An 18708-nucleotide genomic window follows, 5' to 3' on the forward strand; every position below is an offset into this window, starting at 1 on the left:
CCCTGCCTCTTTTGCCTTTCTTCCTTTGTTATCGGTTGGCCGGCATACTCGCATTGCTGCAAGAAAGCAGAGGACCTCCCGGGTTGCCGCACATTCACTGTGTCAGACATGCCATGGTCTCAGACCCCGGGGAGACGAACCATACCTTGCCATTATCGATACGGCCCATGTTGACTTCCACAACAGTTACTGCGTCGTCTCTCCCATCTAATCCTTTCGAGGCTCAATCCCTTCAGCCTTATGGCTTACGGCCTGCCTGCTCGCTGTCCTACGCTTAATCTCCGGGGTTACCCCCTTCGATCCAAGGACTCGCTATCCGGTGGCTGGCCAACCTTCCGGGGCGGGAGTCACACCCGCTTGAATGTACGACCTTGCCCGGCCGCACAACTTTTTGATATTAATAGAAAAATCAGGATTTGTTACGTATAGCGGCTATCATGGCTCCCGGGGAATGGCCCCCATGGGGTGCACATTTTCGATATATTCCACCGCGCTGCCATCAGATGACCATATGGCCATGCAGCTTAATCAAACCCTCTTGTTTTTTATACATATGCTTTTATTGGACCTTCATCAGGCCGGAATCATTATGTCTGAATAATCGGCCGCGCATATGCCTATACTCCAGAAATTGATCAATCGTTGCCCGTTTCATAGATCCAGCCGACAATATTGGCGCCTGCACCTATACTCAGAACATGATGTTTATTGTCGCAACCCCGTATATCAGCCGGCATGAAATGGCCTGTGCTGGAAAAATCGCGGCAGGCTTCGGTGCAATTTGGCCGCCATCCAATGCAAAAAAATTGATGAAAGATCCGTACAGGCCCTGTATACTTTGCTACAAAACACGGAAAGCAGCAAAACAACGGCTGATAAAATACAAAGGAACAATCCATGAAGGTTCTGGTGACCGGGGGGACGGGGTTTACCGGCTTGCATCTGGTGCGGGCACTTGTCCAGCGGGGCGATGACGTCACGGTTCTGGATATCAGCGATGGAGACCCGGTCGACACTGCCGGGTTAAAAGACCAGGGCGTGCATTTCATAAAAGGATCCGTGGATGATAAAGACATACTCAGCAAAGCCGTATCCGGTCAGGAGCTGATCTTTCATCTTGCCTCCGCGTTTAGGGATATCCATCAGGGCCCCCCGTTATTCCAAAAAATCGATGTGGAAGGAACACGGCTGCTGTTGGCAGCCGCCCAAAAATCAGGGGCAAGGCGCGTTGTGCACTGCTCGACCCAGGGAGTCCACGGCTCCCTTCCGGCGGGTCTGGTCCCGGGCAACGAGGATTCCCCAATCGCCCCCATCGACTATTACTGTGCCGCCAAGGTGGCTGCCGAGACAGTTTGTGATGAATTTATGGCCGCGGGAATGGATATTGTCAATATCCGGCCCACATCCATTTACGGCCCCGGAGACACCCATGGCTGGTTAAAGCTGTTTAAGATGTGCAAAAAGGGACGATTTCTGATGCTCGGCTCGGGCAAAACCTTCAACCATCCGGTTTTTATAGGCAACCTGGTAGATGCTTTTTTGCTGGCCGGAGATGTTGCAGAGGCCCGGGGACGAACCTATTTAATCGGCGATGACAGATACGTTACCCTCAACGAACTGGTAAAACTGGTGGGCCGTGTGCAGGGAAAAGATGTCCGGATATATGGATTTCCCTGGATTGAGCCGATTTACTTCCTGGCTTACATTATGGAACTGGCTAGCAAACCCTTTGATTTCGAGCCCCCGATTTTCAGGCGCCGGCTGTCCTGGTTTACGACCAATCGGGGCTGGGATATTTCGCGAGCCAAAAATGAACTGGGATTCAGGCCACGGGTCAGCCTCAGACAAGGCCTTGTTCATACCACAGAGTGGTACCAGGGCCGGGGGCTTTTATAAGGCCTGCCATATATTTTTTCATAACCATGCGATTATATATGCATTCCTCTTTATCAAAGAATAGGTGTATAAAAAAAGATAACATTATGGTTGTAAACCCATAAAATTTTGTAGTAACTCTTCTTTGAATTCATATCCTTGTTTTGATTTTATCCTTTCTGCCGGAGCATATGATGGATTCAAGCCCTGATTGTAAAAATCCCCAGCAGCAAACCCAGCGCCTGCAAAAAGAAAACAATGCCCTCAAAAAACGGGTAAAAAATCTCAAAAATCAGCGGGACACCTATCGCCAGCTCATCGAAAACCTCAATGAAGTCCTGTATATCACTGATATCGATGCCACGGTGACCTACATCACACCCAATGTGGAAAAAATCAGCGGCTACAGGCCTGATGAAATCATCGGCCGCTGCTATATCGACTTTGTCTGTCCCGAAGACCTGCCCAACCGGCTCGACTTTTTTGAAAAAGTCGCCTCCGGTAAAGGAGTGGCAACGGAATACCGCTACCGGACCAAAGAAGGCGGGTATGTGTGGGTGATGTCCAACGCCCGGGGCATTTTCCAAAACGGCGAAATCAGCGGCATTCAGGGAATGCTGGTGGATATCACCGAAAGAAAAAACATGGAACAGGCCCTTCAGGAAAGCGAACAAAGATACCGAAACATCCTTGAAAGCATTGAGGATGGATTTTATGAAATTGACATGGACCATAATATCCTGTTCTGCAACCAGGCCCTTTGCAGGATACTTGGCTGTTCCAGAGAGGAATTGATTGGAATGCCGGCCAAAAATTTCATGGATCAAAAAAACAGGAAAAAAATCTCCCGGGCCGTGATGTCTGTGAACAAAACCGGCGAGCCCTGGCGGTTTATCGATTGGGAATTGATCGGAAAGGACGGCTCGATCCGCCATATCGAAAGCTCTCTTACCCTTGTAAAAGATGACCAGGCAACCCCTTTGAAATACAGGGGCATCGCCCGGGATGTGACCGAACGCAAAATCGCCGAGAAAGAAAAACAACGCCTTCAGGCCCGGCTTCGCCACGCCCATCAGATGGAAGCCATCGGCACCCTGGCCGGCGGCATTGCCCATGATTTTAACAACATCCTTTCATCGGTTATCGGGTATGCCGAGCTTACAAAGGATCATTTGGAAAAAGACTCGCTGCCTCACCAGAACCTGGCCAGGATAAACGAGGCCGGCCTGCGGGCCAAGGACCTGGTTCGGCAGATCCTCACCCTTGCCCGGCCGATAGAAGAAGACGCCCGCCCTGTTTCTCTCGTCTCTATGATCAAAGAGGCCCTGAAAATGCTTCGCTCCACCCTGCCCTCGTCCATTGAGCTGGTGGAAAACATTTCCGACAATAACCTGATGATCAATGCAGACCCCACCCAGGTTCACCAGATGATCGTCAACCTGGCCACCAACGCCAGACATGCCATGGATAGCGGCGTGGGGACGATGACCGTATCGATTGAATCCACCCGGTTTGACAATAGCATCCAAAACAAAAACCCCGGTCTGAGACCGGGGGACTACGCTCATATCGCAGTAAGCGATACCGGTGCCGGCATACCCGAAAAACACATCAACCGCATATTCGAGCCCTATTTCACCACCCGGGAAAAAGGACTGGGAACGGGCCTGGGTCTGTCCATTGTCCACGGAATCGTCAAAAGCCACAACGGATACATTGAGGCTGAAAGCCATGTGGGCAAAGGATCAACCTTTCATGTATACTTTCCGCTTATCCGGGGAAAGAAACCGCAGCCCGGGGATTTAAAGAAAACATCCCTCCTGGGGGGTTCGGAATGCATCCTCCTGGTTGACGACGAACTGCCCATTGTTGAAATGGAACAACAAAGCCTGGCGAGTCTGGGCTATACGATCATTGCCCGCACCAGCAGTATTGAGGCGCTGCAGACGTTTAAGGCCGAACCCGGAAAATTCGACCTGGTGATAACGGATATGACCATGCCGAACATGACCGGCGACATGATAGCAAGGGAGTTCAAGAAACTGCGGCCTGAAATGCCCATTATTTTGTGCACCGGGTTTAGCGAACACATTGAGAAAAAAAACGGCAACCCTGAAATTGACGCATTTTTGCTAAAGCCGGTGGTCAGGGACAAAATGGCCGGAACAGTTCGAAAGGTGCTGGATGCGGCGAAAAATGAATCCTGAGCATTTCAAATTTTGATGCACCCGTAAAAAGCTTTTTACCGCGTCCGCTGTTGTTGCAGGAAGGAAGTCTGATTTTAGATGGCTGACTTGCTGGCGCGCCCGGCAGGATTCGAACCTGCGGCCTACGGATTCGAAGTCCGGCGCTCTATCCAGCTGAGCTACGGGCGCATTTCCGGGAGAGGATAAAATGGGGTGAGTGATGGGACTTGAACCCACGGCCCCCAGGGCCACAACCTGGTGCTCTGCCAACTGAGCTACACTCACCATATCTGACTTTAAACTCCATTCAACTAACAAAAAAACACTGCTGATGCAAGCCATTTTTCATGCCCGGGAGCCGGCCGGTCAAGAAAGGCCCGCTAAACTTAATGATTGACCCTATACGGGTTTTTGATTACATATTTATTTTTAACGCAAAAACAAGGAGGTCATGGTGAATCCGGCCACAAAGGCGATTGTTCGAATTGTTACCGGCGGTATACTGGCCGTTGTGCTCTCCCGGTTGTTTTTCCCGGAATCCGGGCCGGGATTTGCCGCAGGCCTGTTTGTGGCCCTTGTGGGCGCAGCCTATGGCCTGGAATGGATACACAACAGAAACAAAGACTAACAGGTACCCTTAAATTGAAACAGATCATCCTCGGCACGGCCGGACATATTGACCATGGAAAAACCAGTCTGATCAAAGCGGTTTCCGGCACGGACACGGACCGGCTGAAAGAAGAAAAACGCCGGGGGATAACCATTGAACTCGGTTTTGCCGCCATTGATCTGCCAAGCGGACTGCATATCGGTGTGGTGGATGTGCCCGGCCATGAAAAGTTTGTGAAAAACATGGTTGCCGGAGCCACAGGCATTGACGTGGTGGCTGTCATCATTGCCGCAGATGAAGGCGTGATGCCCCAGACCCGGGAGCACATGGAAATCTGCAGCCTGCTGGGCATCCGCTACGGATTCGTGGTGCTCACCAAGATCGATATGGTTGACGAGGAATGGCTGGAACTGGTCACCGAAGATGTCACCGATTTCATGGCAGACACATTTCTGGAAGACTCACCCATTGTCCCGGTTTCTTCTGTCACCCGTGACGGGCTTGACCAATTTATTGAAACCCTGGACCGCTACTGCGTGGCCCTTCCGGAAAGAACCGCCACCGGTATTTTCCGGCTTCCCATTGACCGGGTTTTTTCCATGAAGGGATTTGGCACCGTGGTCACCGGCACCCTGGTTTCCGGACAGGTGGAACTGGGCGAGCAGGTCATGGTCTATCCGTCTGGCATCACAACCAAGGTCCGGGGCATCCAGGTCCATGACCGGTCCGTGGAATCCGCCGAAGCCGGCCTGCGCACCGCCATCAATTTCCAGGGTGTTGACAAGTACGCGGTCAACCGGGGAGATGTGCTGGCCCGGCCCGACACCCTGATTCCCACCTACATGATTGACGTGGAACTGCACCTGCTGGAAAGCAATGAACGGCCCCTGAAAAACCGCCAGCGGGTGCGCTTTCATATCGGCACATCCCAAATGCCCTGCCACATCGTTTTAATCGACCGGGACGTGCTCGAACCCGGGGAAACGGCCCTGGTGCAGGTGCGGCTGGAAGGACCGGTTGTTTGCGTGCGCGACGACCGCTATGTCATCCGCAGTTACTCGCCCGTGCGGACCCTGGGGGGCGGCCGCGTTTTAAATCCCGCACCGCCCAAGCACAAGCGTTTCCGAAAGGAATCCATGGAGCGCATTGAGCGGCTCTGCGATACGGATCCGCAATCGCTTATCGCCTCCCACATTGAGATGGCCGGTTTTGCGGAACGCTCCTTTGCCGAGCTCAAGGTGCTCACCAGCCTGTCAGACAAGGCCCTGGAAACATCTTTGAAAAAACTGCTCTCTGACCGGACCATTATCCAGACCGAGCGCAGCCAGCGCCGGTTTGTTCACCAATCTGTATTTGAAACCTTTCGCAAGGATGTCACAGAACTGCTTTCGGCCTATCACAAGCGCCACCCATTGAAAGCCGGCATGTCCAAGGGCGAGCTTCGCTCCAAGCTGCCCGACATCGAGACCCCGCGGCTGTTTAACCAGATGCTCCATCTTTTGCTGAAAACCAACGAGGTGGTGCAAAACGATGACAGCGTGCACCTGGCCGGCCACCAGGTCACCCTGGAGACAGACCAGAGCGATCTGAAGGAAAAAATTCTCGGCATATACGCGGAAAAAGGCCTCCAGCCCCCCTACTTCAAGGAACTGGTTCAGACGCTGGAAACCGATCCGGCAAAGGCCAAAAACGTGCTCATGCACCTGGTGGACGAAGGCCGCATGATCCGGGTCAAGGAAGAACTGTTTTTCCATGCCGACGCCATTTCTGATTTAAAGGCCCGGCTCATTGATTTTCTGCAGCAAAACCAGGAAATCAATCCCGGAGAATTCAAGGAGATGACCGGTGCATCCAGAAAATACACCATTCCTTTGTTTGAATACTTTGATTCCGAAAACATCACCATCCGGGTCGGCGATGTGCGCAAACTGAGAAAAAAAGCAACAGCCCGGTAGGCCTCACCCGCACGCGGACAGACAATTGCTTTCATTCAAATCACCCCGGCCATTTCCGCGGCAATGCTGTCGAGAAACAGCATGCCCCGGGATGTCAGGCGGCAGCGGTTATGGCTGGTGTGCATGTGACCGGTTTTTTGAAAACGGCGGATCACGGGGCCAAACCGCTTCCAAAAATCGCAGTTGAAACGTTTTTCCAACATTGCCACATCAATGCCGTCTGACTGGCGCAAGCCCAGGTAGACGGCTTCAAGCATCATCTGGGAACCTGTAAGCCGCTCGGATGCCGCTGTGGGCAGGCAGCCGGCGGAAAGATCCCTGATATATCGGCTCAAATCCGCGTGATTCCAGAACCGCTCCGGCTCCGTGTAGGAGTGAGCTGACGGGCCCAGGCCGAGATAGGACGCATTGTTCCAGTATTTCTGGTTGTGCCGGGAGCGTTTGTCCCTGCAGGCTGCAAAATTGGAAATCTCGTAGTGCTGATATTTCTTTTCGGCAAAAAAAGCGTGTGCCTGCACAAACATGGCAGATACACGGTCTTCTGACAGGGCTTTGGTCCGCCCGGCGTCTTTTTCCGCCGCAAGACGGGTGCCCGGCTCATAGGTGAGCATGTAGCAGGAAATATGGGCGGGACAAAAGCCTGCCGCCGCCTCCAGATCCCTTTGCCAGGCATCCCGGCCCTGGCCGGGCAGGCCGTATATCAGATCCATTCCAATATCGGAAAAACCGGCCTTTTCTGCAGCCCGCAGGGCATCGGCCGCCTGGCGGGCGCAATGAATCCTTCCGAGAAATGAAAGATTTGCGTCATCAAAGGACTGGACCCCGATATTGATCCGGTTGACTCCGGCTGACCGGTATTGAGCCAGGCTCCGGGACTCAAGGGTGCCAGGGTTTGCCTCAAGGGTGATTTCCGCGCCGGGCAGAATGTGAAAGTGTTTTGCTGCCGCTTCAAGCACGCGTCCTGTTCGCCCGGGCCCCAGAACCGAAGGGGTGCCCCCGCCCAGGTAGATCGTATCAAAGACCCCGTCTTTAAAACCAGCCCCCCGCATCTGCATTTCCGCAATCAGGGCCGCCATGTAGGCCTCCATTGCCGACAAATCAGCAATGGAGTAAAAATCACAATACCGGCACTTGCGCACGCAAAACGGCACGTGAATGTAGAGGCCCGGGGCCATCAGATAAACCGCTTCATCATCTCGTTGATAAACGCATCCACATTATCCGGGGTAATGCCGTTTTTCAAACAAAGATCCTCGAGCTGAGACCGAACCCCGGGGTTTTCCAGATCATCTGTGCTGCGCAGCTGACCCAGCCGCCGGCCCACCTGGTAAAGCATCCTGTCATGGGGGGCCATGGCCAGAAAAGCCTCGATGACCCCTGTCATCCGCTCTTTGTCTTCCGGCAGGGTGCCCTGAATATCTTCAAACAAGTTCAGGATATGATCGCTTCTGACCCGGCTGGCAATGCCCTCCAGGTTCTGCAGAAACAAAAGGATTTCCTCCGCAGCCTCAACATCGGTTAATTTTTCAAACCGGCCCGCCTGATAATCTTCAAACAAGGGCACGCTGCCGGGAATGGCCAGGGTGCGCAAACGGATATAATCCGGATTGATCTGATTCAGCGCGTCTGCGGTCTCCAGAGCATGACTGCGGGAAAGCGCCCTGCCCCCGAGCCCGGGCATCACGTATTCGGAAAGTTCAATGCCTGCGGCCACAGCCTTTTTTCCGGCCTTGACATGCTGCTGCTTGGTGGTGCCTTTTTGCACCATTTTCAGCACCGCATCGCTTCCCGACTCCATGCCGATGTGTAAACGGTTTAATCCGGCTTTGGCTATGGCCTTTAACCGGTCATCTGCGATGCGGGCCACTGTATGGGACCGGGCATAGGCGGTGATCCGAACCACACCGGGAAACCGCGTTCTCAAATGCTGCAGTATTTCGATCATCTCCTCCGGGGAAATGATCATGCTGTTGGCATCCTGTAAAAACACCGACTCCATGCCCGCGGCATACCAGTTCAGGGCCGCGTAAAAAGCCTGGCGATCGGAATCGGAAAGCTTTGAAACATAGGCATCCAGATCCGCCCGGGAAACCTGACCCGCGGAATCGCTCATGCTGCCCAGGGCCCGGACGTGCTCATAAACAGCATCAATGTCTTTTTTGACGTGCTGCACCGGCCGCAGGGAAAATTTTTCTCCCTTATAGACCGGGCAGAACGCACACTTGTTCCAGGGACAATTGCGGGTCACCCGGATCAGAAGGCTGTAGGCTTCGCTGGGCGGCCGGATCGGGCCCTGCTCAAAACCCTTGTATTGCTCTTTTTGGGTTGATTTGCGCTTCAATTTATGTTCTCCTCTGCATTAATCCCATGAAAAAAAAACTGCTGCTCATACTGATTCTGTTTCTTGCTGCCGCATCTGTTGCCGCGGGCCTGTTTGCCCGTCATATGGCCCGCTATGCCCAAACGCCGGTCAACCCGTCCCTTGACCGGTCCGTGGAAGTGGTCATCAAACCGGGGCAAAGCTTCAAAGATGTCACGGCCATGCTCCGGGAAAAGGGACTTATCAAGCATCCCACAAAATTCCGGATTCTTGCAGTTTACCAAAAAGCCACCACCCGAATCAAGGCCGGGGAATACCGTATCCCGGGTTCCATGAGCCCAAGCCGGATCCTCCAACAATTGGGCGAAGGCAGGGTGCATCTGCACCGGCTGACCCTTCCCGAGGGCCTGACCATCCCTGAAACCGCCCAAAGGGTGGCCGATGCCGGGCTGTGTGAAAAATCCGAATTCACCAGGGCAGCCACAGACCCTGACCTGGCACGGCAAATGGGCCTTTCCGCAAAAACCACGGAAGGCTACCTGTTTCCGGAAACCTATCATTTTGAAAAGCCCGTGTCCGCAGAAACCATTGTGCGGGCTATGGTTCGGCGGTTTAACAGCGTTTTTTCGGATCAATGGAAGCAGCGGGCCGACGAACTGGGCTTTTCGGTCCACGAAATCGTCACCCTGGCCTCCATTATTGAAAAGGAGACCGGTGCACCTGAAGAACGAAAAACCGTATCCTCAGTATTTCACAACCGGCTGGAAAGGGGGATGCGCTTAGACAGCGACCCAACGGTAATCTACGGCATTGAAGACTTTGACGGAAACCTGACCCGAAAACACTTAAGAACGCCCACTGCCTACAACACATACAAACGCAAAGGGCTGCCCCCGGGTCCCATTGCAAACCCCGGGCAAGCCTCGCTTCATGCCGCCCTTTACCCGGCAGACACCCCGTATCTTTATTTTGTGGCGGATTCAAAAAACAGTCATTATTTTTCCACCACATTGAAAGAACACAACCGGGCAGTTCGCAAATACCAGCTTAACCGATAAACCTGACCCGGGAATACACATCATCATCGAGCCGGCCGCAAACGCTTTGCGCTGCCAGCAAATGACCACCCGCAGCCGCAATCATGGCCGCGTTGTCCCCGCACAATGCCAGATCCGGCACAAACAGTTTTATCCCGTTATCTGCGGCCCGATCCGCAGCCTTTTGCCGCAAACACGCGTTTGCCGCCACCCCGCCCACGATGGCGGCATGGCCGCAGCCGTGGGTTTTGGCCGCCAGGATCAGCTTGTCTGCCATTACATCCACCACTGCCGCCTCAAATCCCGCGGCAATGTCTGCCAGGTGATCCTGCCAGTTTTCATGGGTTTCAAGGTGGCGCTTAACCGCGCTTTTAATACCGGAAAAGCTGAAATCAAAGGCATCCCTGTCCAGATAGGCCCGTGGAAAACGGTATTTTTCCGGATTCCCTTTGGCTGCCAGATCAGAGATCACCGCACCGCCGGGATATCCCAGATCCAGCATCTTGGCCACCTTGTCAAAGGCCTCGCCTGCGGCATCATCCCGGGTCTGGCCCAGGCATTCGGACCGCGTATGGGAATGCACCAGATAGATGCTGGTATGGCCGCCCGAGGCCAGCAGGGCCGCAAACGGAAATTTCGGGGCGGGCCGGCAAAAAAATAAGGAATTTAAATGCCCTTCCAGATGATTGACGCCCACCCATGGAATATTGCGGGCATAGGCCCAGGCCCGGCCAAAACAGAAACCCACCAGCAGCGCTCCCACCAGGCCGGGACCCTGGGTGACGGCCACCGCGTCAATATCTCCAGGCCCGGCCCCGGCTTCATCCAGGGCCTGATCCACCACCGGGGCAATGGCTTCGATGTGCTTGCGCGAGGCCAGCTCCGGCACCACCCCGCCGAAGCGATGATGGAGCTTTACCTGGGAGGCCACCACTGAGGAACATATTTCAATGCCGTCTTTTACCACTGCGGCCGCGGTTTCATCACAGGAGGTTTCTATTCCGAGTATTTTCATGAGGAAAACAGGTCTGCAATATTGATTCGCCTGTAAAAAGCTTTTTTTACAGGCAGTGTTAAGTTTTAAGTGATTAAGTGTTAAGTAAAATCAACAAATTATTTCTTTATTGGTTGGCGGTTATATCCGTTTTAGGATTTTTTGATGGCGCCGTATAAATTGTGGCAGAGAATAACAAAAAGGCCGGGTGCCGGTTGATTCCGGCATTCCCGGCCTTGCTGTATGCGTTATGCGCTTCCGGGTTTTCGGACGCAGACTAGGCCGAAGCCCACCGGAACCGTTCCTTGTCGGATTTGCGGCGCTGTACAACTTCGCCGATGATCCAGGCCTTTTCATTCATGGCTGCGAGCCGGTCCACCACTTCCTGGGCGGCTTTGGCGGGGACAACCGCCACCATGCCCAGCCCGTTGTTAAACGTCTGCAGCATCTCGGCGTCATCCACGCGCCCGGCATCCTGGAGAAACTTAAAAACAGGCGGCACTTCCCAGGAATCCTTGTGAAGCACCAGGCTGCATGCCGAGGGAATCACGCGCAGCAGGTTTTCAGCAATACCGCCGCCGGTGATATGCGCCAGTCCGTGGATGGGCAGATCCTTTAGCAGGCGCAGCAGGGTTTCCGTATAAATCCGCGTAGGTGTCAGCAGCTCCTCGCCAAGGGTTTTTCCCAGCTCCGGCACGTAATCGTCAATCTTTAAGTTCAGCGTATCAAAACAGATCTTTCGCACCAGGGAGTAGCCGTTGCTGTGAAGCCCGGATGAAGCAAAGCCCACCAGTTTATGACCGCCCCGGATTTCTGAGCCGTCAATGATCCTGTCATTGTCCACCACGCCCACGGCAAACCCGGCCAGGTCATATTCGTTTTCCCGATAAATGCCCGGCATTTCGGCTGTTTCCCCGGCAATCAGGGCGCACTGCGCCTGGCGGCAACCCTCGGCAACGCCTTCGACGATCTGTTTTCCAACATTGACATCAAGGCTGCCCATTGCCAGGTAATCCAAAAAAAACAAAGGTTTGGCCCCCTGGACCACCACATCGTTGACGCACATGGCCACCAGGTCAATGCCAACGGTGTCATGCTTGCCCATCATAAAGGCGATCTTGAGTTTGGTGCCCACGCCGTCGGTGGAACTGACCAGGACCGGGTTCTGATAATCGCCGGTTTTCAGCGAATAAAGCCCGCCAAAACCGCCGATTTCCCCCATCACACCGGTTCGCGGGGTTTGTGAGGCGATTTTCTTGACTGCATCCACAAACTCGTTTGCCTTTTCGATATTCACACCTGCGGCGGCATAGGTGGAAGATCCCTTAGAACTTGACATCTTGTATTATCCCTGTATCCTTTTTGGATTTCGGTGGGTTCTTAAAAAAAAGACATTCCGCTGCCCCGCGGTCAGCACGAAACAAAACTTTCCGCAAAAATCCGCAGAAAATTTTCCAAAAACTGTAAAAAGTCTGATTTCAAATGGCGCCGTAAAATAAAAATTGATGGTGCCGTAAAAAGTCCTAAAACGGATATCACCGCCAACCACTAAAGAGACAACTTATTGATTTTACTTAACACTTAATCACTTAAAACTTAACACTGCCTATAAAAAAGACTTTTTACAGGCCAATCAAAATTTGACGTTTACGGGGTTGCTGAAAACATTTCAGAAAAGTGCGGCCGACAACTTAAAAAATATGACTTGATATCTGAAATGCAAATAAAAGTCAAAACAAAATTTTTGACAACCCGTGCCATGTGGTGTATTCAAACACAACATCGTCCTTTACACAACGGGTATCACAAACGAGGTGAACATGAAACCATTTGCCAGATTAAACCGTCTGCCGCCGTATGTTTTTGCCGCTGTCAACGAACTGAAAATGGAACTGCGGCATGCGGGTGAAGATATCGTGGATTTGGGCATGGGCAATCCGGATCTCGGAACGCCCGACCATATTGTGGACAAACTCGTGGAAGCCGCCCAGAAGCCCCACAATCATCGTTATTCCGCATCAATGGGCATTAAAAAGCTGCGAATGGCCATCGCGGACTGGTATAAACGCCGGTATGACGTTGATATCGACTACGAGACAGAAGCCATTGCCACCATCGGGGCAAAAGAGGGAATCTCTCACCTGATGCTGGTCACAGTCGGGCCCGGTGACGTGGTGTTTTCCCCCAACCCCACATATCCCATCCATCCCTATTCAGCCATTATCTCCGGGGCGGATGTGCGCTACGTGCCCCTGGGGCCGGACACGGATTTTTTCGAAAATCTGATGACTGCAACCAAGCACACCTGGCCCAAGCCCAAGGTCATGGTGCTGTGCTTTCCGCACAATCCCACCACTGAAACCGTGGATCTCGATTTTTTCCAGAAGATCGTGGATTTTGCAAAGGAGCACGACATACTGGTCATCCATGACATGGCCTATGCCGATATCGTCTTTGACGGCTACAAGCCTCCTAGTTTTCTGCAGGCCAAAGGCGCCAAGGACGTGGGCGTGGAGTTTTTCTCCCTTTCCAAAAGCTATAACATGCCCGGCTGGCGGGTGGGTTTTTGTGTGGGCAACCAGGAAGTGGTTGCTGCATTAAAACGCATCAAAAGCTATCTGGATTACGGGATTTTCCAGCCCATCCAGATCGCCAGCATCATCGCCCTAAACGGTCCCCAGGAGTGCGTGACCGAAACCTGTGATATCTACAAGTCCCGCAGAGACGCCCTGATTCAGGGCCTTGCCCGGGCCGGCTGGGAAATTCCGCCGCCAAAGGCCACCATGTTTGTCTGGGGCCGGATTCCCGAACCCTTCCGGAAAATGGGGTCCCTGGAATTTTCCAAAAAACTGATCCGGGAGGCCCGGGTGGCGGTCTCACCCGGGGTGGGATTCGGCGAATACGGTGATGAATACGTCCGCTTTGCCTTGATTGAAAACAACATGCGCATCAAACAGGCAGTCCGGGGCATTAAAAAGGCCCTTTAGAAGCAGGTTGGTGAAAAACATGAAGCAGATTCATATTGGAATTCTCGGACTCGGAACCGTGGGCACCGGCATCGCCCGGCTGCTTGTCGAAAACAGCGACGTGCTCAGCGCCCGGCTGGGCGCTGAGCTGGTTTTCAAAAAAGGCGCGGATCTCGACATTGAAAGGGACCGCGGCATAAACTTTGGCCCGGGTGTTTTAACAACAGATCCCTATGAAGTCGTTGATGACCCGGAAATCGACATTGTTCTGGAAATGATCGGCGGCATGGACATTGCGCGGCAGCTCATTTCCCGGAGCATTGAAAACGGCAAGCACGTGGTGACCGCCAACAAGGCCCTGCTGGCCTCCCATGGAAACCAGCTTTTCCGGCTGGCTGCGGAAAAAGGCGTGGCCCTGGCATACGAGGCCAGTGTAGGCGGGTGCATGCCCATTATTAAAACCATCCGGGAATCATTGGTGGGAAACCGCATCCAGGCGGTCACCGGGATTTTAAACGGTACCTGCAATTACATTCTCACAAAGATCACCCGGGAAGGCATGTCCTTTGAGCAGGCCCTGGACCTTGCCAAGGCTGAAGGCTATGCCGAGGCCAATTCGTCTTTGGACGTGGACGGTTTTGACACCGCGCACAAACTGGCCATTTTATCGGCCATTGCCTTCGGCATGGAGATTAACTACGATGATATCCACATTGAGGGAATCTCGGAAATCACCCCCATGGACATCGAATTTGCGGCCCAGTGCGGATACGCCATCAAATTGCTGGCCATCACCAAGTTTGACGGCCAAAGCGTGGAGGCCCGTGTGCATCCCACCATGATTCCCCTTGACGACATGCTCTCCAATGTCAGCGGCACCATGAACGCGGTAACTGTTTCCGGCGATGCGGTGGGCGACATGATTTTATACGGCCACGGCGCCGGGATGATGCCCACTGCCAGCGCCGTGATCAGCGATGTGGTCGACATTTCCCGCAGCATTGTGGCCGGCGGGGCCATGCGTGTGCCCGCGCTTTCCTTCCGAATGGAGCAAATCCGAAAAATAACCGTCAAGCCCATGGATGAAATTTTCACCCATTATTATTTCCGGTTTTCAGCCATGGACCAGCCGGGGGTGCTGGCCAAAATCGCGGGCATACTCGGCGAGCACGATATTTCCATCAAGTCGGTTCGCCAGACCGAACGCAAACTAAACGGTGCTGTACCCTTATATATCCTGACCCATCTGGCACGCGAAGCCCAGGTCAAAAAAGCCCTGGATCAAATTACCAAACTGGAAGTCATCCCCCATCCGCCGGTTCTCATTCGCATAGAGGCGCCCGAGGAAGAAAAAGCCCAACAGCAATCGTGAAGGATAATAGATTCATGCAGCACATGCTCTGTTCTGACCTGGAAGGGGTTTTTGTGCCGGAGATCTGGATCAATGTGGCGGAAAAAACCGGCATTGAAGAACTCCGGCTCACCACCCGGGATATTTCCGACTATAACGTGTTAATGGACAAACGTCTTTCCATACTCGATGCCCACGGCCTGACATTAACCGACATCCAGGCGGTGATCGCGGAAATCGAACCGCTGCCCGGAGCCCTGGAGTTTCTGGACGCAATCCGGGCCGAGCACCAGATTATTATTGTATCCGATACGTTTCTGGAGTTTGCCGGTCCTTTGATGGAAAAGCTCAGGCGCCCCACCCTGTTTTGCAACTGCCTGCAGGTCGCTGACACCGGCCGGATCACCGGCTATGAACTGCGCCAGGAAAACGGCAAGAAAAAGACCACCCGGGCCCTGCAGGATCTGAATTACCGGGTCATTGCATTTGGCGATTCCTACAATGATATCAGCATGCTGCAAACCGCAGACAATGCCTTTTTGTTCCGCCCCCCGGAAAACGTGGTCCGGGAGTTTCCCCAAATTGCCGTGGCATACGAATACGATGAACTCGCAGCCCTGATCCGGCAGGCGGTTTCTTCCTGCCATTATTAAAAGACCCGGCACCGGCCAAAATGCTTTATTTTCAGGTAAACGGACAAGACCTTGTATTCAAGGTGCACATCCAGCCCCGGTCCGCAGGCAACCAGATCGCCGGAGTGCGTGAGGATGCGGTAAAAATCCGCCTGACCGCCCCGCCCGTGGACGGGGAGGCCAACCGCGCGTGCATCAAATTTCTGGCAAAACAGCTAAATGTTGCCAAATCGGATCTGGAAATCATTTCCGGGGCAGGCAGCCGTTCCAAGAAAATCCGGGTCCACCTGGCAAATGACAAGACCCGCGCCAAAAGGGCCGATCAGATCCAAAAAAAGATTTGTGCCCTGGCTGGTAAAAAAGATGCTTGACAAGCGTGTTGCAAATCGCTATAAGTATTAATTCAACATTGCGGGGTGGAGCAGTCTGGTAGCTCGTCGGGCTCATAACCCGAAGGTCAGAGGTTCGAATCCTCTCCCCGCTACCAAATCAACAAACGACAAAAGGGGTTGGTCAGCCAACCCCTTTTTTGCATCCGAATTCTTTTCAAACTCAAACACCGATCAAAACCGCCAGTTTACCAAAACCATTCCCGGTGCCACGGCATCCGGGAACTCGCCGAACCATCTGTTTTTCCGCATCACATTGACGATCCCGACCTGCAGGCCCGCTTCCGCGGTTTCGGCAAAATTCACCAGCCCGAGCTGAACTCCTGTAAACCGGCGGGCATAATTTACCCATCCGGTTTGAACCCCCTTTAAGCGCGTATCCGCATAAAAGTTGATTGCATCGGTTGCATTGGTTCCCAGGTTAATCCATAAGAGATTTTGCTTTTTTGAAGACAATGGTATATAATTTCTGATTCGGCATGAATTAACAGACAAAATATGCTGTTAAAGCAGTCTATCGGCAAAAAAGGATTACAGGTGAATGAAACAAATCATGGTGGTAGACAACCATCCGGTAATGCGCCAATTTATGTCAACCCTGCTCAGCAAAAAAGGACATGACGTTATTGTTGCCGCCGATGGGCTGTCTGCAATCGAACTGCTGAAAACCCGAAGCCCGGATATTTTTTTTATAGATCTGATCATGCCCAACATCAGCGGAGACAAGCTATGCCTGCTGCTCCGCCGGAACCCGTGCCATGCACAAAGTTTTATCGTGATGCTTTCAGCCATTGCCATGGAACAGGAAGCGCATCCGGAAAATTTTTATGCCGACATGATCCTTGCCAAGGGGCCCTTTGACCGTCTGACCGCCAAGGTGGAATTTATCCTGGAGCAGGTTGAAACCGACGGGGGCCGGCAGATCAGGGGGCAAATCATGGGCCGGGATGAATTGTTTGAACGCCAGATCAGCAAGGAGCTGCTGGCATCCAAGCAGCATTCCGAAACCACTCTGCAGCACATGTCCGAGGGCCTGCTGGAGCTGGTTGGCAAAGGCAAGATCGTCTACGCCAACCCGGCGGCTGTCAGCATTATCGGCAGAAGCGAACAGGATCTGCTGTCCTGTGACTTTACCGGGCTTTTCCGGGATGCCGACCAGGCCCTTGTGCGCAAGCAGCTCACAGAAGCCGGGCGCAGTAAAAAAGAAATCATTTTCACTGAAGATCTTGCCATCAACCACAGGCGGGTTTCGGTGAAAATCATCCCCGTGCCCCGGGAAAACCAGAGCCGGTCCTTTCTGGTGATGATCCACGATATCACCGAACAGAAACAGGCCGAAGAGGAACTGCGGTACTTAAGCTTTCACGATTCCCTGACCGACCTGTATAACCGGGCCTTTTTTGAGGAGGAAATGAACCGGCTGGCCCGCCGGCGGCACCTGCCGCTGGGCATCATTGTCTGTGACATCAATGGATTAAAATTGATCAACGACACCCTTGGCCATCAAAAGGGCGATGAACTGCTGCGGGCCGCTGCCGGCACCCTGAAAGCCGCGTTTCGCTCAAGCGATATCATTGCGCGCATCGGCGGGGATGAATTTGCCGTTCTTCTGCCCGGCAGTGAACAAAAAGTGGTCAAAAACCGCATCCAGCGCATTGCCAGGGAAATCGAAAAGCACAATGCCGCCAATCCGGACCGGCACCTGTCGTTTTCCATCGGCCATGCCGTATGCACGAGCCTTCCCATTGACATGCAGGCCCTGTTCAAGGAAGCCGACGACAACATGTACAAAGAAAAACTCAAACATCTCCAGACCGGCAGCACACGGATATTGCAAAGCCTGCTGCAGGCACTGAAGGAAAAAGATTATATCCGGGAAGGCCATACTCAGCAGCTCAAATTTTACGTATCAAAGATAGCTGAAAAGATGGGGCTTTCCAGTGAAAAATCCCGCAACCTGCAGTTGCTCGCCCAATTCCATGACCTGGGCAAAGTGGGCATCTCCGACCGTATCCTGTTTAAATCAGATACGCTCACTGCAGAGGAATTCCAGGAAATGAAGCGGCATTGTGAAATCGGCTATCGCATTGCCCTGTCGTCTCCGGATCTGGCCCCGATTGCCGATTTGATATTAAAACACCAGGAATGGTGGAACGGCCGGGGATATCCCCTGGGACTAAAAGGCGAGGAAATCCCCATTGAATGCCGGATTCTTGCGGTGGCCGAGGCCTATGACATCATGACCAACCAGCGGCCCTATCAGGACAGCCGTTCCGCGCAACAGGCAATGGACGAACTCCGGCGGGCAGCCGGCACCCAGTTTGACCCTGCAGTGGTCGAGGTCTTTATAGAGGCCATCAAACCTTGATTATTGCCCTGGGTTGATATAAGCA

At 53.2% G+C, this 18708-nt stretch carries 15 protein-coding genes and 3 tRNA genes; 11 read left to right on the top strand and 7 right to left on the bottom strand.

Going from position 1 to position 18708, the window contains the following annotated elements; all coding sequences use genetic code 11:
• Positions 1-897: 897 nt before the first annotated feature.
• Both ACTCIA_RS04700 and ACTCIA_RS04705 read left to right on the top strand, forming a co-directional pair.
• On the top strand, positions 898-1896 hold the full coding sequence (locus ACTCIA_RS04700) for an NAD-dependent epimerase/dehydratase family protein (RefSeq protein WP_463000643.1): 999 nt from the start codon (positions 898-900) through the stop codon (positions 1894-1896).
• A gap of 173 nt (positions 1897-2069) precedes the next feature.
• The gene (locus ACTCIA_RS04705) at positions 2070-4082 is read left to right on the top strand and encodes a PAS domain-containing hybrid sensor histidine kinase/response regulator (RefSeq protein WP_463000644.1); all 2013 of its coding nucleotides are present in this window, start codon (positions 2070-2072) and stop codon (positions 4080-4082) included.
• A 91-nt stretch (positions 4083-4173) separates the two neighbouring features.
• Here the strand turns inward: ACTCIA_RS04705 and ACTCIA_RS04710 are convergent.
• Together ACTCIA_RS04710 and ACTCIA_RS04715 are read right to left on the bottom strand one after the other, a co-directional pair.
• Positions 4174-4250, bottom strand: a tRNA-Arg gene (locus ACTCIA_RS04710).
• A 20-nt stretch (positions 4251-4270) separates the two neighbouring features.
• Positions 4271-4346 (bottom strand) — tRNA-His (locus tag ACTCIA_RS04715).
• Positions 4347-4512: 166 nt separating this feature from the next.
• On the opposite strand from ACTCIA_RS04715, the gene ACTCIA_RS04720 reads away from it, so the two are divergent.
• Positions 4513-4689, top strand: coding sequence for a hypothetical protein (locus tag ACTCIA_RS04720; RefSeq protein WP_463000645.1), 177 nt, complete (start codon positions 4513-4515; stop codon positions 4687-4689).
• A gap of 14 nt (positions 4690-4703) precedes the next feature.
• A complete protein-coding gene (gene selB, locus ACTCIA_RS04725) occupies positions 4704-6626 on the top strand; it encodes a selenocysteine-specific translation elongation factor (protein ID WP_463000646.1) in 1923 nt (640 codons plus the stop codon).
• Between the two features lie 35 nt (positions 6627-6661).
• Here the strand turns inward: selB and hemW are convergent, their stop codons facing one another.
• Together hemW and ACTCIA_RS04735 are read right to left on the bottom strand one after the other, a co-directional pair.
• Positions 6662-7801 carry a radical SAM family heme chaperone HemW gene (gene hemW / locus ACTCIA_RS04730; protein ID WP_463000647.1) on the bottom strand — a complete coding sequence of 380 codons (1140 nt, stop codon included), beginning with the start codon at positions 7799-7801 and terminating at the stop codon, positions 6662-6664.
• On the bottom strand, positions 7801-8967 hold the full coding sequence (locus tag ACTCIA_RS04735) for a radical SAM protein (protein ID WP_463000648.1): 1167 nt from the start codon (positions 8965-8967) through the stop codon (positions 7801-7803). Before ACTCIA_RS04735 ends, hemW begins: the two co-directional genes overlap by 1 nt.
• Positions 8968-8993: 26 nt before the next feature.
• Between ACTCIA_RS04735 and mltG the strand changes: the two genes are divergently transcribed.
• Complete coding sequence (gene mltG, locus ACTCIA_RS04740) at positions 8994-10004, top strand: endolytic transglycosylase MltG (protein ID WP_463000649.1); 1011 nt, start codon at positions 8994-8996, stop codon at positions 10002-10004.
• On the opposite strand, the gene tsaD is transcribed toward mltG, so the two are convergent.
• Positions 9994-10998, bottom strand: coding sequence for a tRNA (adenosine(37)-N6)-threonylcarbamoyltransferase complex transferase subunit TsaD (gene tsaD / locus ACTCIA_RS04745; protein WP_463000650.1), 1005 nt, complete (start codon positions 10996-10998; stop codon positions 9994-9996). The two genes, mltG and tsaD, sit on opposite strands and share 11 nt — an antisense overlap.
• Positions 10999-11254: 256 nt before the next feature.
• A complete protein-coding gene (gene purM / locus ACTCIA_RS04750; RefSeq protein ID WP_463000651.1) occupies positions 11255-12316 on the bottom strand; it encodes a phosphoribosylformylglycinamidine cyclo-ligase in 1062 nt (353 codons plus the stop codon).
• Between the two features lie 481 nt (positions 12317-12797).
• Between purM and alaC the strand changes: the two genes are divergently transcribed.
• From alaC to ACTCIA_RS04775, 5 genes are all read left to right on the top strand, one after another.
• Positions 12798-13964, top strand: a complete 1167-nt coding sequence (gene alaC / locus ACTCIA_RS04755) for an alanine transaminase (protein ID WP_463000652.1) — start codon at positions 12798-12800, stop codon at positions 13962-13964.
• A 19-nt stretch (positions 13965-13983) separates the two neighbouring features.
• Entirely contained in the window at positions 13984-15315 is a 1332-nt protein-coding gene (locus ACTCIA_RS04760; protein ID WP_463000653.1) for a homoserine dehydrogenase, read from the top strand.
• 14 nt (positions 15316-15329) lie between these two features.
• The gene (thrH, locus tag ACTCIA_RS04765) at positions 15330-15947 is read left to right on the top strand and encodes a bifunctional phosphoserine phosphatase/homoserine phosphotransferase ThrH (RefSeq protein WP_463000654.1); all 618 of its coding nucleotides are present in this window, start codon (positions 15330-15332) and stop codon (positions 15945-15947) included.
• 20 nt (positions 15948-15967) lie between these two features.
• A complete protein-coding gene (locus ACTCIA_RS04770; protein ID WP_463000655.1) occupies positions 15968-16297 on the top strand; it encodes a DUF167 domain-containing protein in 330 nt (109 codons plus the stop codon).
• Positions 16298-16336: 39 nt separating this feature from the next.
• A tRNA-Met gene (locus ACTCIA_RS04775) sits at positions 16337-16413 on the top strand.
• A 76-nt stretch (positions 16414-16489) separates the two neighbouring features.
• On the opposite strand, the gene ACTCIA_RS04780 is transcribed toward ACTCIA_RS04775, so the two are convergent.
• Complete coding sequence (locus ACTCIA_RS04780; protein ID WP_463000656.1) at positions 16490-16771, bottom strand: LA_2272 family surface repeat-containing protein; 282 nt, start codon at positions 16769-16771, stop codon at positions 16490-16492.
• A gap of 85 nt (positions 16772-16856) precedes the next feature.
• Here ACTCIA_RS04780 and ACTCIA_RS04785 point away from each other — a divergent pair, with 85 nt between their 5' ends.
• A complete protein-coding gene (locus ACTCIA_RS04785) occupies positions 16857-18683 on the top strand; it encodes a GGDEF/HDGYP domain-containing response regulator (protein ID WP_463000657.1) in 1827 nt (608 codons plus the stop codon).
• Positions 18684-18708 lie beyond the last annotated feature (25 nt).

It is taken from the genome of Desulfosalsimonas sp., assembly GCF_055149105.1.